We start from the raw sequence: 14614 nt of genomic DNA on the forward strand, positions 1-14614 counted from the left end.
ATTGCCCCTGGGTGCGTCAAAGGATCGTAAGGATCACGCCATCCGCCCCTGACCGGACGCACTTTGAAGTCATGACATTGCTTGACATGCTGCCCTCCATCGGCCGGGCGGCTCCCCGACGGCTGGATCCCGCGATCTGGCCTGTCACTACGCATTCCGACGAGGAGGGCCGCCTTTGCATCGGCGGCGTACCCCTTCCGGACATCGCCGACGAGTTCCACACCCCCACCTACGTCATCGACGAAACCGACTTCCGCTTCCGCGCCCGTCGCTACCGCAAGGCGTTGCGCGGCGTCGAGGTCGTCTATGCCGGAAAGTCTCTGCTGACGACGGCAGTGGCACGCTGGGCACGCGAAGAAGGCCTGGGCGTCGACGTCTGCTCGGCCGGTGAGCTGGCCGTCGCCTTGGCCGGCGGCGTGGACCCGGCCCGGATCATCATGCACGGCAACGCGAAATCGCCCGACGAGTTGCAGCAGGCGGTGCGCGCCGGAGTCGGGCGCATCGTGCTGGATTCCTGCATCGAGATCGCCTACTTGGCGGGATGCGCCCGCAAGCGCCAGCCGGTGCTCATCCGGGTGACACCGGACATCGACATCCACGGGCACCGCGCGGTCACCACCGGTATCAGCGACCAGAAATTCGGGTTCACCCTCGCCGAGGACCGGGCCGCCGACGCGGTGCAGCGCGTGCTGGCCCACCCGATCCTCGACCTGGTCGGGCTGCACTGCCACATCGGCTCGCAGGTCACCGACCCCGCCCTGTACGGCGAGGCCATCCACCGGATGATCGCCGCGATGGCCGACATCCGCGCGCGGCACGGCGTCATCCTCACCGAGTTGAACATCGGCGGCGGCCACGCGATCCCCTACATCTCGGGCGATCGCGAGTTCGAGCTCCACGACCTGGCCGTCGTCATCGAAGACGCCGTGGACGAGGCCTGCGCCGCCGAACACTTCCCGCGGCCGACCATCGTCGTGGAACCCGGTCGCGCCGTCAGCGGCCGGGCCGGCGTGACGCTGTACCGCGTGTGCTCGGTCAAAACGCAGCCCGGTGGGCGCACCTTCGTCGCCGTCGACGGCGGCATGAGCGACAACCCGCGGGTGTCGTTGTACGGCGCCCAGTACACGGTCACGTTGGCCAACCGCCATTCGCTGGGGCTCAAGCAGCGGGTCACGGTCGCCGGCCGGCACTGCGAGGCGGGCGACGAGATCGCCCGCGATATCGAGTTACCGGTGGACCTGCATCCCGGCGACCTGCTGGCCGTGGCGTGCACCGGCTCCTACCACCACAGCATGGCGTCGAACTACAACATGGTCTGCCGCCCGCCACTGGTGGCCGTCAAGGACGGCCGGGTCCGCCAGCTGATTCGCCGGGAGACGGTCGCCGACCTGATGTCACGCGACTGCGGTTGAATGTGGCCCCGCGGGGCCACGCCAGGTCGTCGAGCCTAACGGCGCTGCGAAAAATCAGGCCGAAAATCGCACTGCGGTTAGGCTCGCGAAGCGGGCGGCCCGCAGCGGCTCGGGGCTCGCGAAGCGGGCGGCCCGCAGCGGCTCGGGGGGCGCGGAGCGGGCGGCCCGCAGCGGCTCTAGGCTCGCGAAGCCGCCCTACTCGTCTTGCAGCCGGGGATCGGATTCCAGATGCGTCAGGCCGTTCCACATCAGGTTGACCAGGTGCGCGGCGACGACTTCCTTCTTGGGCTCGCGGGTGTCGAGCCACCACTGCGCGGTCATCGACACCGAGCCCACCAACGCCTGGGCGTACAGCGGCGCCAGATCCGGATCCAGGCCGCGGCGGGCGAAGTCGCCGGCCAGGATGGAACTGACCTGGCTGACCGCGTCGTTGAGCAGGCTGGAATAGGTGCCGGCGCTGATCGACGCGGGCGAGTCGCGGATCATGATCCGAAAGCCGTCGGTGCGTTCCTCGACGTAGGTGAGCAACGCCAGGGCCACCCGCTCGACGCGTACCCGGGACCGGTTGTTGGTCAGCGACGAGGTGATGCCGTCCAGCAGCGCCGACATCTCGCGGTCGACGACCACGGCGTACAGGCCCTCCTTGCCGCCGAAATGCTCGTAGACCACGGGTTTGGACACGTTGGCGCGCTGCGCGATCTCCTCGATCGAGGTGCCTTCATAGCCGCGTTCGGCAAAAAGCGAGCGCGCGATGCCGATGAGTTGGTGTCGGCGCTCAGTACCGGTCATCCGCGCGCGCGGCGCGCGCACTTCTTTATCCGGGGCTGCCACGTCAACCAGCGTATCGGTTTGCCCAGGTGAAATCGCCCGAGTTTTCCTGTGGGCGCTAATGGCACCCACACCGTCTAAAGTCTTGGTGGCGCGGTTGGCGTTAGCCGCCGCCGCCCGTGATCTGCAGTCCGTCGTGGTGTAATCGGCAGCACCTCTGATTTTGGTTCAGATAGTTCAGGTTCGAGTCCTGGCGACGGAGCTTAGGTTGCCCGTCTTAGGGGCGCACGGGGATGGGATTTTTGCCACCGGTGCAGGTGAATGACAGTCTTGACGACGTGGCGGGGCTTCGGCCTCCCGCCTCGCGTGGGACAAAGCACGAGGAGATTCCATGTCGTTTCGCGGTGACACTGCGGTCGTCGTTTTAGCGGCCGGGCCCGGCACCCGGATGCGCTCTGACACCCCGAAGGTGCTGCACACCATCGCCGGCCGCAGCATGTTGTCGCATGCCCTGCACGCGATCACCAAGGTGGCGCCTGCGCGCCTGGTCGTGGTCCTGGGCCATGAGCACCAGCGCATCGCGCCGATCGTCGCCGAACTCGCCGGCACCCTCGGACGTCCGATCGACGTCGCCCTGCAGGACCGACCCCGCGGCACCGGCCACGCCGCCCTCTGCGGCCTGTCCGCGCTGCCGCAGGACTACGCCGGCGTCGTCGTGATCACCTCCGGCGATACCCCGCTGCTGGACTCCGACACCCTGGCCGACCTGATCGCGACCCACAACGCGGTTTCGGCCGCCGCGACGGTGCTGACCACCACGCTGAGCGATCCCTTCGGCTACGGCCGCATCCTGCGCACTCAGGACGACGAGGTGATGGCGATCGTGGAGGAAGCCGACGCGACTGCCCCGCAGCGCAAGATCGGCGAGGTCAACGCCGGCGTCTACGCCTTCGACGCCGCCGCCTTACGCTCGGCGCTGGGCCGACTGAGCTCCAACAACGCCCAGCAGGAGCTCTACCTGACCGACGTCATCGCCATCCTGCGCGACGATGGCCAGCTCGTGCATGCCCGGCACGTGAACGACAGCGCGCTGGTGGCCGGGGTGAACAACCGCGTCCAGCTGGCCCAGCTTGGTGCCGAGCTCAACCGCCGCATCGTCGCCGCCCACCAGATCGCGGGCGTCACCGTGATCGATCCGGCCACCACCTGGATCGACGTCGACGTGACGATCGGCCGCGACACCGTCATCCACCCCGGAACCCAACTGCTGGGCGGAACCCAGATCGGCGGCGGCTGCGTCGTCGGCCCGGACACCACGCTGGCCGACGTGACCGTCGCCGACGGAGCCTCGGTGATCCGGACGCACGGCGAATCGGCGGCGATCGGTAGCGGCGCCATGGTCGGCCCCTACACGTATCTGCGGCCCGGCACCGTGCTGGGAGCCGATGGGAAGCTGGGCGCGTTCGTCGAGGTCAAGAACTCCAACATCGGGACCGGTACCAAGGTGCCGCACCTGAGCTACGTCGGCGACGCCGACATCGGCGAGCACAGCAATATCGGCGCATCCAGCGTGTTCGTCAACTACGACGGCACGACCAAGCGGCGCACCACCGTCGGCTCACACGTCCGCACCGGCTCGGACACCATGTTCGTGGCGCCGGTGACCGTCGGCGACGGGGCCTACACCGGCGCCGGCACGGTGCTCCGCGACGATGTCCCGCCAGGAGCACTGGCGGTTTCGGCCGGTCCGCAACGCAACATCGAGAACTGGGTGCAACGTAAACGTCCAGGCAGCGCCGCCGCGGAAGCCGCGGACAAGGCCGCCCAGCAAGCACCGGCGGCCACCCCGCCGTCCGAATCCGGATAGACACCATGAATTTGGTGTCTGGCAACCCGGCCAACTTTCCGTACGATTCGCTACGTACGATGGGCACTTCCATTTCGATCCGAACGGCGAGGGCAGCACGGTGAGCCACGACTGGACCGATAATCGCAAGAATCTGATGCTGTTCTCCGGCCGGGCACATCCCGAGCTGGCCGAGCAGGTCGCCAAGGAACTCGACGTTCACGTCACCGCACAGACGGCGCGGGAATTCGCCAACGGCGAGATCTTCGTTCGCTTCGACGAATCCGTACGCGGGTGCGACGCGTTCGTCCTGCAGTCCTGTCCGGATCCGGTGAACAACTGGCTGATGGAAGCGCTGATCATGATCGACGCACTCAAGCGCGGCAGCGCCAAACGGATCACCGCCGTCATGCCGTTCTACCCCTACGCCCGCCAGGACAAGAAGCATCGCGGCCGCGAACCGATCTCGGCGCGACTGGTCGCCGACCTGCTCAAGACCGCGGGGGCCGACCGGATCGTGACCGTCGACCTGCACACCGATCAGATCCAGGGTTTCTTCGACGGCCCCGTCGACCACATGCGCGGCCAGACCCTGCTGACCAGTTACATCAAGGACAACTATCCCGAAGGCAACATGGTCGTGGTCTCCCCCGACTCCGGCCGGGTGCGCATCGCCGAGAAATGGGCCGATTCGCTGGGTGGCGTTCCGCTGGCCTTCATTCACAAGACCCGCGACCCGCGGGTGCCCAACCAGGTGGTGTCCAACCGCGTCGTCGGTGAGGTCGACGGTCGCACCTGCGTGCTGATCGACGACATGATCGACACCGGCGGCACCATTGCCGGCGCCGTGAATCTGTTGCGCGAAGACGGCGCCAGTGACGTGATCGTCGCGGCGACCCACGGTGTGCTGTCGGAGCCGGCCGCCGAACGGCTGGCCGCATGCGGTGCCCGCGAGGTCATCGTCACGAACACGCTGCCGATCGGCGACGAGAAGCGTTTCCCGCAGCTCACGGTGCTCTCGATCGCGCCGCTACTGGCCAGCACCATTCGCGCTGTATTCGAAAATGGCTCTGTCACAGGGCTATTCGACGGAGACGCCTAGATGGCTTCGGCTTCTGGGGGCTCCGGCTCCGCCGTCATCTACCACAACCCTAAGTGCAGTACCTCTCGCAAGACGCTGGATATGTTGCGGGACAACGGTTTAGAACCCACCATCGTGCCGTATCTGAAGATGCCGCCGTCGAGGGACGAGCTCGTGAAGATGATCCGCGATGCGGGCATCGATGTGCGCACCGCGGTGCGTAAGCGTGAATCGCTGTATACCGAACTGGGACTGGCCGATGCAACCGACGATCGGCTGCTCGACGCGATGGCCGAACATCCGATTCTGATCGAGCGCCCGTTCGTCGTGACCGCGAAGGGCACCCGACTGGCCCGTCCGATCGACGCGATCCGCGAGATTCTGTGAGACGGCTCGCCGCCGCTGTCACGATTGCCGCACTGACGGCTGCTTGTGGGCCCAAAACACCCGACTACCAGTCGGTCTGGACGACGAGTTCGACGACCACGACCACCACGACGACCGACAAGCCCGTCCCGCTGTCGCAGTATCTGGACAGCATCGGCGTGACCGGGCAACAGGTGGCGCCGAGCTCGCTGACCGACCTGACGGTGTCGATACCGACGCCTCCGGGCTGGGCGCCGTTTACCAATCCGCACATCACGCCGCAGACACTGATTCTGGCCAAGGGCGGCAAGTATCCGACGGCGCGGCTCGTGGTGTTCAAGCTGAACGGCGACTTCGACCCGGCGCAAGTCATCAAGCACGGCAACGACGATGCCCAATTGTTCGAGGACTTCAAGCAATTGGACGCCTCGATGGCACCCTTCAACGGGTTTCCCTCGTCGATGATCCAGGGCAGTTACAACAACGAGGGCACCCGGCTGCACAGCTGGAACCGGATCGTGCTGCCCACCGGGTCACCTCCGGCCAAGCAGAAGTACCTGGTTCAGCTGACCATCACCGGTCTGGCCGATCAGGCGGCCGCGCAGTCGACCGACGTCGACACGATCATTCACGGGTTCACCGTCGCCGCGAAATAGCGTCGCGGCTTTGCAACGAGATTGCCGTCAGGGTCGTGACGGCGCCCCAACGACAGCCATAGCGGCAATGTCGATGCGCCGCCTCGTCGGCGGATTCTCGAACAGTAGGGTTGTCAGGCATGACTGACTGGACCGCCGCCGATCTGCCGTCATTCGCCGGGCGCACCGCGATCATCACCGGAGCCAATAGTGGGCTGGGCGCGATCACGGCCCGCGAGTTGGCCCGAACCGGCGCCAAAGTCATCCTGGCCGTGCGCACCCCGAGCAAGGGTGAGGCCGCCGCGGCGCAGATGACCGGAGACGTCGAGGTGCGTCAACTGGATCTACAGGACCTCTCGTCGGTGCACCAATTCGCCGACGGGATCGCGAACGCCGACCTGCTGATCAACAACGCCGGCATCATGGCGGCCCCGTTCGCGCTCACCGCCGACGGCTTCGAGAGCCAGATCGGCACCAATCATTTCGGTCATTTCGCGCTGACCAACCTATTGCTGCCCAAGCTCACCGACCGGGTGGTGACGCTGTCGTCGATGGCGCACTGGCCCGGGCGCATCGACTTCGACGACATCAACTGGAAGAACCGGCGCTACTCGGCCTGGCTGGCCTACAGCCAGTCGAAGCTGGCCAACCTGTTGTTCACCAGCGAGCTGCAACGGCGCCTGAAGTTGGCCGGTTCGCCGCTGCGCTCGGTGGCGGCTCATCCCGGCTACTCGCACACCAACCTGCAGGGCGCCTCGGGCCGCAAATTGGGCGACGCGCTGATGTCCGCCGCCACCCGGGTGGTTGCCACCAGCGCCGACTTCGGCGCTCAGCAAACGCTGTACGCCGCGTCGCAGGACCTGCCGGGCGACACGTTCATCGGCCCCAAATTCGGTTGGATCGGCCGAACCCAACCCGTCAGTCGCAGCCGACGGGCACAGGATCCGACCACCGCCACCGCGCTCTGGGACCTGTCCGAGCAGGTCACCGGCACCAAATTTCCGCTCTAGGGCGCTCATGGGATACCCTGACCGGGCGTCACGGCGAGGGTGGCAGGCGTCTAGCCAGCACCGTTATCGACGGAGACCGACATATGTCGCGATCCTCGCCGTGCCTTGAAACCTAGGTAGCGAGCACACAGGAGCGACACGATGGCTAAAAAATCCGTAGTCAACCAACTCACCGCCACGGTGCGAACCGAGACCGGTAAGGGCGCGTCCCGGCGAGCGCGCCGCGACGGCAAGATTCCCGCCGTCCTGTACGGCCACGGCGCCGATCCCCAGCACCTGGAATTGCCCGGACGCGACTTCGCCGCCGTGCTCCGCCACTCCGGGACCAACGCGGTGCTGACCCTGGACGTCGAGGGCAAGGAACAGTTTGCACTGACCAAAGCCCTCGACATCCACCCGATCCGCCGCAACATTCAGCACGCCGACCTGTTGGTCGTGCGTCGCGGCGAGAAGGTCGTCGTCGAGGTCTCCGTCGTCATCGAGGGCGACGCCGCACCTGACACCCTGGTCACCCAGGACGCCAGCACCATCGAGATCGAGGTCGACGCCATGTCGATTCCCGAGCAGTTGACGGTGTCCGTCCAGGACGCCGAACCGGGCACCCAGTTCGCCGCCGGACAGATCACGCTGCCGTCGGGCGTCACCCTGATTTCCGACCCGGAAATGCTGGTCGTGAACGTGGTGAACGCACCGACCGCCGCCGACCTGGAGGAAGAGGGCGCCGGCGAGACCGCCGAGGGCGAGGAAGCTCCGTCAGACGAAGAGGCCGGCGAAGCCGAGGCCTCCGAAGAAGAGTCCGAGTAGGGGGCCGGCAACGTGGCCGAACCGCATTTGGTGGTCGGCCTGGGCAATCCCGGAGACAACTACGCCCGCACCCGCCACAACGTCGGGTTCATGGTTGCCGACCTGCTCGCTGCGCGACTGGGCTCAAAGTTCAAGGTGCACAAGCGCTCCGGCGCCGAGGTGGTCAGCGGCAGGATCGCCGGGCACTCGGTGCTGGTGGCCAAGCCGCGCTGCTATATGAACGAGTCCGGCCGCCAGGTGGGCCCGCTGGCCAAGTTCTACTCCGTGGCGCCGGCCGACATGATCGTCATCCACGACGACCTTGACCTCGACTTCGGTCGCATCCGGCTCAAGCTCGGCGGCGGCGAAGGCGGCCACAACGGCCTGCGTTCGGTCGTGTCGGCGTTGGGCACCAAAGACTTTCAGCGGGTGCGCATCGGGATCGGGCGTCCGCCCGGACGCAAAGACCCGGCGGCGTTCGTGCTGGAAAGTTTCACCGCCAACGAGCGCCCGGAGGTTCCCGCGATCTGCGAGCAGGCGGCCGATGCCACCGAGTTGCTGATCGAGCTGGGGCTAGAGCCCGCGCAAAACAGCGTCCACGCCTGGTAATTCACGTCCAGTGTGCGTCCAGGGCGCGCCGTTCGGCGTGTCGCCGCCGTCGGCGCACACTCGATGGAAAGAACCGCTACCTGGTGACCAGGGTGACGGAGTTGGACCGACGCAGCTTGCCCGACGGCGTCTTCGGGATGGTCCCGGGACCGAGCACCACGACGTTGCGGGGCCGCATGTCGACCTCTTTGAGCACCTCGCGAGCGACCTCGTGTTCCATCCGCCGCACCTCGGCCGGGTCCTGGAAGGCGTTGGACTCGACCGCGACGGCGAACGTCTCGCGGGAGTGGCCGGCGTCCAGGCGGACCGCCACGGCGCAACCGGGGCGGACACCGTCGACGCGGCAGGCGGCCCGCTCGATGTCGGTCGGGTAGATGTTGCGGCCCGCCATGATGATGACGTCCTTGACGCGGCCGCAGACCACGATGTGGCCGTCTTCGTTGATGTAGCCGAGGTCGCCGGTGTCGTACCATCCGTGCTCGTCCTGGGCCGAGATGAAGCCGCCCATGGTCAGGTAGCCCGGTGTCAGCGACTCGCCGCGCAACTCGATGACGCCGACGCCGCGCGGGGGCATCACGTCGCCCTGCTCGTCGATGATGCGGGCCTCGAGGTCCTTCAGCAGCGGACCCAGCGTGGCCAGCCGGCGGGTGTTGCCCTTGGTGGCGGGCACGGCCCGGCGCAGGGCGGCCAGCAGGTCGGCGTCCACCTCGTCGACGACCAGACCGGCGTTGCACTCCGAGAACGACACGGCCAGCGTCGTCTCGGCCATGCCGTAGGCCGGCAGGATCGCCGAGGACCTCAGGCCGAACGGCTTGCCCGCGTCCAGCAGGTCCTCGACATCGGCAGGCTCGACGGGCTCGGCGCCGGACAGCGCGAAGCGCAGGGTCGACAGGTCGAAGTCGCCGGGCTTGGCATTGCGACGCAGCCGCTTGGCCAGCAGCGCGTAGGCGAAGTTGGGCGCCGCGGTCATGGTGCCCTGGTACTTGTCGATCAGCTTGGCCCACAGCAGCGCGTCGCGCAGGAAGTCCATCGGCGTGACCTTGACCAGCTCCGCGCCGAAGTACATCGGGATGGTGAGGAAGCCGACCATGCCCATGTCGTGGAAGCAGGGCAGCCAGCTGACCATCACGTCTTTCTCGATGTCGTACCGGGCGCCGATGAACATCGCCTCGGCGTTGGAGTAGATGTTGCGGTGGGTGATCTGGACGGCCTTCGGCGAGCCGGTCGAGCCGGACGTCAGCTGCATCAGCGCCAGGTCGTCTTCGCCCACCTCGATGGCGTCGATCGGCTCCGACGCCAGCAGGTCGGCGACGGTGAGGACTTTGATGCCCTTTTCTTCCAGCACCGGGATGGCGACCAGGAACGGCTCGGACACGATGACGACCTTGGCCTCGATCATGCCGATGACGTTCATGGTGTCCTCGGCCCACAAGGCCAGGTCCGTGCGCGGGGTGGGCTGGTGGAGCATGGTCAGGCTGGCTCCCCGCAACCACAGGCCCTGCGCCGTCGGGGCGATCTCTACCGGGAAGCCGGCGAGCACGCCGACGGCGTCGCCGAGGCCGATGCCCGCGGCGGCCAGGCCGCCCGCGATGCAGCGAGCGCGCTCGTGGACCTCACCCCAGGTGTGGCGGACGGGTGCGTGGGGATCACCGGTGACCATGCCCTTCTTCGAAATACGGGCATTGTGGATCATCTTCTCGGTAAACCTGCTCACGCAAACCTCCTAGGTTCCGGTGTTGTCTCCAAGACCCGGAATTTCATGTTCCGCTCGCCGGGCAACACTTTGCAGCAGGCACGCGAGCACAGTTGGGAAGCGGTTAGATCTCGAAATAGTGCTGAACCAGCAACCCCGTGTCCGGTTGCCCGATCAGCGAGAGCCCAGTCCGGCCAGCGCCGACCAATTGGCCGTCCACCGTGGCTGCCGGCGGACGGCCAAACCGAATTCTCGTCCTGATCGGTAGTCGTCACCGCGAGCTATCTTAAACTCCTCTTAAGTAACAACCCAACATTTCGGCGATTTGAGTCGGATTTCACAGCGCGTTCAGTCTTCGGTCATCGGCGTCGGGACCACGCGGGCACCCGGCACCGGACCACTCGCGACTCGGACCGTACGGCAGACACCGGCCCCCGAAAGCGCAGTGCCGACATCGACTGCCGAGGGCGCTGACGTGCACAAAAACGCACATGTCGGGCCCGAACCGGACACGATGCCAGCCAGCGCACCCGCTTCCTCACCGGCACGCAGAGCACGCCGCAGCGCCGGATCCAGGCTGACCGCGGCGGCTGCCAATTCGTTACCCAATAGTGGCGCCAGCTGCTGCGGGTCGCCCGCGGCCAGCGCCGCCAGCACCGGCCCGGCCTCATCGAGCCGGGGCGGGTCTCCGGTTTCCCTGAGCCGGTCGAGCTCGCCGAACACCGTCGGGGTGAGCAGCTCGCCGTCGGCGAAGGCCAGCACCCAGTGGAAGGTGTTCCGGGACAACACCGTGGCCAGCTCCTCGCCGCGCCCGGTGCCCAGCGCCGTGCCACCGTGCAGTGCGAAGGGCACGTCGCTACCCAGCCTCGCCGCGAGCATGCGCAGATCGCGGCGAGGCACGTTGAGCTCCCACAGGGCGTTCATCGCAACCAGCACTGCCGCCGCGTCCGCGCTGCCACCGGCCATACCGCCGGCCACCGGAATGGATTTGTCGATCATGATCGAGACGTCGGGCGCCCTACCGACGTGTTCTGCCATCAGCTCGGCGGCCTGCCAAGCCAGGTTGCGTTCGTCGGTGGGCAGCTTGTCGGAGCCCTCCCCGACGATTTCGAGGGACAAGACGTCGGCATTACGCACCGTCAGCTCGTCGAGCAGCGAGACGGCCTGAAACACCGTCGTCAGCTCGTGATAGCCGTCGTCGCGGCGATCGCCGACCGCAAGGTACAGGTTGACCTTTCCGGGCACCCGAACGGTGACTGACCCGGTGGGAACCCACTGCGCGGCGGTGTTGCCGTCAGACGCGGACACCGCAGCAGACTAACGCTGCCGGCAGCCAACTACACGCAACGGCGCCGGACGGTGCCTCACAAACGCCGCAGTCAGCCACCGGAAGCCTGCGGTTGCGCGGGGTCGCCGGAGCGCCGCAGCAGCCGCACGAAGTCGTCGATGGACAGCGTCTCACCGCGGCGGGCGGGATCAATGCTGGCCGCCAGCAAGCGATTTGCCGACTCGTTGCCCGAGCCCGCCCACGCCAGGAATGCGTTGCGGGACGTCTTGCGCCGTTGTGCGAAGGCGATGTCGACAAGTTCGAATACCTGCCGCCGGAACGCGTCGTCGGTCGGCCACGGCGCGGTGTCGTAGCGGTCGATGCGGATCAGGCCGGAATACACGCGGGGCACCGGCCAGAAGACGTTGGGCGACACCATGCCGCACCGCCGCACCCGTCCGAAGAAACGCGCCTTGACGCTGGGCACGCCGTACTCCTTACCGCCCGGCTCAGCGGCGAGCCGCTCGGCGACCTCGGCCTGCACCATCACGGTGAGGGTCGCGATGGACGGAAACTCGGCAAGCAGATGCAGCAACGCCGGGACCGCGACGTTGTAGGGCAGATTGGCGACGACCGCGGTGGGCTGGGCGGCCAGTTCGTCTCGCCGCAGGGTCAAGACGTCACGGTTGACCACCGTCAGCCGTTGGATCTCCCGGTGCGAATGCTCGCTCACGGTCTGCGGCAGCCGCTCGGCCAGCACCCGGTCGATCTCGACGGCGGTGACCGTGGCGCCGCGGTCGAGCAGCGCCAGCGTCAGCGAGCCGAGGCCGGGGCCGACCTCGAGGACATGGTCGGCCCGGCCGATTCCGGAGGTCGAAACTATTCGTCGAACGGTGTTGGCGTCGTGGACAAAATTCTGGCCCAACGATTTCCGTGGCCGAAACTCAAGTTCTTTGGCCAGCCGCCTGATATCGGTACGCCCGAGCAGCTGAATCGTCAGCGTGCACCGGCTCTTCCGCTGCACACTGGCCACGCGCCCCAACCCTGGCGCTCCCTGGTCACCTCGGCGACGGTGATCTGCTCGTCCCGGCTGGCAAGGTCGGCGCGGGCGGCGAACCGCAACCCGCCGTTGCGCTCCCAGGTGCCTTGGTCGAATTGCACGCCGCCGTAATACCCGTTACCGGTGTTGATCGCCCAGTTTCCGCCGGCCTCGCAGCCCGCGATGGCGTCCCAGATGGACCCGTCGGTCACCGGGGGCACTTCGGTACCCGGCTTGGTGCCGACGCGCACCACGGAATCGCGGGCCGGCGCGATCACGATGTTGGCGATCGGCAACCGGCCGGTCTCGACGCCGTTGACCGTGGCCACCGCGTAGGTCACGTCCTGCGTGCCGGGGTTACCCGGGTCTTCGACAACCTGGCGGCTCATGTTCATGTCGGGGTCTTCGACCTTGCGCGCGTTGGGCGCCAAGGGGATTCGCTCGGTGACCTTCTCGATGCGGTTACGCGTCACCTGGATCTGCATGCCGTCGACGATCGGCGACGTCGCGGCGGGCACCACCTGGTCGCTGTCTTGCAGCGGCGTGCCGGCCGCATTCAGCAGCCCCGCCACGTTGGGGGCGGGCAGGTGCACCATGCGGATCGTGCCGCCGTCGTTGATCTGGACGGTCTTGGCGCTGACGACCGGCAGGGCCATTCCGGCCAGCGGAACCCGGCTGGCGCGCGAGGCGGCGGCGGGGGCGGTGTCGGTCATCGCGAGCTGAGCCAGCGCCTCGTCGACGGTGGATGCCGTCGTCCACACCTGCTTGGCGTCGCGGCCGTCCAGCGAGATCTGCAGGGGCCGGCTGCGCCGCAGCACGATCTTGTCGGCGTTGTGAATCTGCACGTCGCCGGCGGGGTACAGGTCGTCGCGCTGATCGACGATGTAGCCGTTCTCTTCGACGATGTCGATCACCCGCGACTTCATCGTCGTCACCCGCATGGCGATGCCGTCAACGGTCAACGTCACCGTCTTGGACACCGAAACGGCGAAGCCCCCGGCGAGAGCGAGTACTAAAAGCAGCCCTCCGACGACGAGACGCAACATCGGTGACGGGGCCTGATGAAGTTTTCCCAATACGGTCAACGCGCCTCTACCTCGACCTCAGCAACCACTTAACGACCTACCCAGCAGCAATTGACAGCAGTGCAATAAACCAACGATTCGATCACAAGACGGTAACGAACCGGTCAACCTGGAGCAACTCCGGCAGCAATGTGTTGCGGAAATCACCCGTCCGATGTGGCGAGTCCGTAGACCCGCCCGGCGTTGCTCGTGGTGATTCGGGCCAGCTCTTCTGCCGGGCGATCGAGCAGTTCAGCGATCGCCCGCACAGTATAAGGAAGGCAATATGGCTCGTTGGGCGCGCCACGGTAAGGATGCGGTGTCAAAAAGGGCGCGTCCGTCTCCACAAGCAGCTGCTCGGCCGGTATCAACGGCACGGCCTCCCGCAGCGCGCGAGCATTGCGGAAGCTGACCGTCCCGGACAGGCTGACAAACCACCCGGCGTCAACGCAGCTGCGTGCCATTGCGCTGTCGGACGAAAAACAGTGGAAGATCACCACTTCGGGTGCACCTTCGGCCCGTAACACGTCGAGCACCTCGGCGTCGGCCTCCCGGTTGTGAATCATCAGCGGTTTACCGCACCGCTTGGCCAGGTCGATGTGCCATGCGAAGGCCTCGCGTTGGGTGTCGGGCTGGGCGCAGCCGTCCAGACGGCCGGGCCAGTACATGTCCATACCCGTCTCGCCGACGGCCACCGCGCGGGGGTGGGCGACCAGCCGCTCGATCTCGGCCCGAGCCGCGTCGTCGAGTGCGTCCGCACGCGTCGGGTGCAATGCCACCGCGGCATACACCCGCGGGTCCCACTCGGCGGCTTCAGTTACCCAGCGCGCCGAGTCCAGATCGTCTGCGATGGTGACGACCGCGCCCACACCGACCGCCGCGGCACGGTCCACGATGGCCACCACCGCGTCTGCGTCGAGGGCGCCGCATGCGTCGAGGTGAGTGTGGGCGTCGATGAGCGGCGCCAACGGCCGGGGTGCGGGCGGCGCTTCTCGTTTACCAGGTCGGCTGGAGCTCACGCGCACACAATAGGGTGAATCT

Annotated in this window: 14 protein-coding genes and 1 tRNA gene; 9 read left to right on the forward strand and 6 right to left on the reverse strand. The window is 67.0% G+C overall.

Features of this window, described 5'->3' with window-relative positions; all coding sequences use genetic code 11:
- Positions 1-71 precede the first annotated feature (71 nt).
- Positions 72-1412, forward strand: coding sequence for a diaminopimelate decarboxylase (gene lysA, locus ACZY0B_RS17645; protein WP_463765451.1), 1341 nt, complete (start codon positions 72-74; stop codon positions 1410-1412).
- 195 nt (positions 1413-1607) lie between these two features.
- On the opposite strand, the gene ACZY0B_RS17650 is transcribed toward lysA, so the two are convergent.
- Entirely contained in the window at positions 1608-2201 is a 594-nt protein-coding gene (locus ACZY0B_RS17650; protein WP_139826646.1) for a TetR/AcrR family transcriptional regulator, read from the reverse strand.
- 169 nt (positions 2202-2370) lie between these two features.
- Between ACZY0B_RS17650 and ACZY0B_RS17655 the strand changes: the two genes are divergently transcribed.
- The 8 genes from ACZY0B_RS17655 to pth all read left to right on the forward strand — a co-directional run bounded on the left by ACZY0B_RS17655 (position 2371) and on the right by pth (position 8510).
- Positions 2371-2442: transfer RNA gene (locus ACZY0B_RS17655), tRNA-Gln, on the forward strand.
- A 129-nt stretch (positions 2443-2571) separates the two neighbouring features.
- Positions 2572-4047 carry a bifunctional UDP-N-acetylglucosamine diphosphorylase/glucosamine-1-phosphate N-acetyltransferase GlmU gene (glmU, locus tag ACZY0B_RS17660; protein ID WP_463765453.1) on the forward strand — a complete coding sequence of 492 codons (1476 nt, stop codon included), beginning with the start codon at positions 2572-2574 and terminating at the stop codon, positions 4045-4047.
- Positions 4048-4147: 100 nt separating this feature from the next.
- Positions 4148-5128, forward strand: a complete 981-nt coding sequence (locus tag ACZY0B_RS17665; protein ID WP_463765455.1) for a ribose-phosphate diphosphokinase — start codon at positions 4148-4150, stop codon at positions 5126-5128.
- A complete protein-coding gene (gene arsC, locus ACZY0B_RS17670) occupies positions 5129-5494 on the forward strand; it encodes an arsenate reductase (glutaredoxin) (protein ID WP_463765457.1) in 366 nt (121 codons plus the stop codon).
- A complete protein-coding gene (locus tag ACZY0B_RS17675; RefSeq protein ID WP_463765459.1) occupies positions 5491-6129 on the forward strand; it encodes an LpqN/LpqT family lipoprotein in 639 nt (212 codons plus the stop codon). Before arsC ends, ACZY0B_RS17675 begins: the two co-directional genes overlap by 4 nt.
- Positions 6130-6248: 119 nt before the next feature.
- Positions 6249-7118: an oxidoreductase gene (locus ACZY0B_RS17680; RefSeq protein WP_463765461.1), complete on the forward strand. Its 870-nt coding sequence runs from the start codon at positions 6249-6251 to the stop codon at positions 7116-7118.
- Positions 7119-7259: 141 nt separating this feature from the next.
- Positions 7260-7922 (forward strand): 50S ribosomal protein L25/general stress protein Ctc, encoded by a 663-nt coding sequence (locus ACZY0B_RS17685; protein WP_463765462.1) that lies wholly within the window; start codon positions 7260-7262, stop codon positions 7920-7922.
- Between the two features lie 12 nt (positions 7923-7934).
- The gene (pth, locus tag ACZY0B_RS17690) at positions 7935-8510 is read left to right on the forward strand and encodes an aminoacyl-tRNA hydrolase (RefSeq protein WP_463765464.1); all 576 of its coding nucleotides are present in this window, start codon (positions 7935-7937) and stop codon (positions 8508-8510) included.
- Between the two features lie 76 nt (positions 8511-8586).
- Here pth and ACZY0B_RS17695 read toward each other — a convergent pair whose 3' ends face one another.
- From ACZY0B_RS17695 to ACZY0B_RS17715, 5 genes are all read right to left on the reverse strand, one after another.
- Complete coding sequence (locus ACZY0B_RS17695; RefSeq protein WP_463765466.1) at positions 8587-10224, reverse strand: fatty acyl-AMP ligase; 1638 nt, start codon at positions 10222-10224, stop codon at positions 8587-8589.
- A 327-nt stretch (positions 10225-10551) separates the two neighbouring features.
- A complete protein-coding gene (locus ACZY0B_RS17700) occupies positions 10552-11511 on the reverse strand; it encodes a 4-(cytidine 5'-diphospho)-2-C-methyl-D-erythritol kinase (RefSeq protein WP_463765468.1) in 960 nt (319 codons plus the stop codon).
- Positions 11512-11582: 71 nt separating this feature from the next.
- Positions 11583-12503 carry a 16S rRNA (adenine(1518)-N(6)/adenine(1519)-N(6))-dimethyltransferase RsmA gene (rsmA, locus tag ACZY0B_RS17705; protein ID WP_463765469.1) on the reverse strand — a complete coding sequence of 307 codons (921 nt, stop codon included), beginning with the start codon at positions 12501-12503 and terminating at the stop codon, positions 11583-11585.
- Positions 12467-13594, reverse strand: a complete 1128-nt coding sequence (locus tag ACZY0B_RS17710) for a transglycosylase family protein (RefSeq protein ID WP_463765471.1) — start codon at positions 13592-13594, stop codon at positions 12467-12469. The genes rsmA and ACZY0B_RS17710 overlap by 37 nt, the downstream gene beginning before the upstream one ends.
- Positions 13595-13737: 143 nt before the next feature.
- Positions 13738-14598: a TatD family hydrolase gene (locus ACZY0B_RS17715; RefSeq protein WP_463765473.1), complete on the reverse strand. Its 861-nt coding sequence runs from the start codon at positions 14596-14598 to the stop codon at positions 13738-13740.
- Positions 14599-14614 lie beyond the last annotated feature (16 nt).

Source organism: Mycobacterium sp. IDUB_19 (assembly GCF_055419445.1).

What these genes read in the sequence shown, in the direction of transcription:
- lysA (WP_463765451.1), top strand. Translation starts at nt 72, where the DNA reads ATGACATTGCTTGACATGCTGCCCTCCATCGGCCGGGCGGCTCCCCGA.
- ACZY0B_RS17650 (WP_139826646.1), bottom strand. Translation starts at nt 2,201, where the DNA reads ATGACCGGTACTGAGCGCCGACACCAACTCATCGGCATCGCGCGCTCG.
- glmU (WP_463765453.1), top strand. Translation starts at nt 2,572, where the DNA reads ATGTCGTTTCGCGGTGACACTGCGGTCGTCGTTTTAGCGGCCGGGCCC.
- arsC (WP_463765457.1), top strand. Translation starts at nt 5,129, where the DNA reads ATGGCTTCGGCTTCTGGGGGCTCCGGCTCCGCCGTCATCTACCACAAC.
- ACZY0B_RS17680 (WP_463765461.1), top strand. Translation starts at nt 6,249, where the DNA reads ATGACTGACTGGACCGCCGCCGATCTGCCGTCATTCGCCGGGCGCACC.
- ACZY0B_RS17685 (WP_463765462.1), top strand. Translation starts at nt 7,260, where the DNA reads ATGGCTAAAAAATCCGTAGTCAACCAACTCACCGCCACGGTGCGAACC.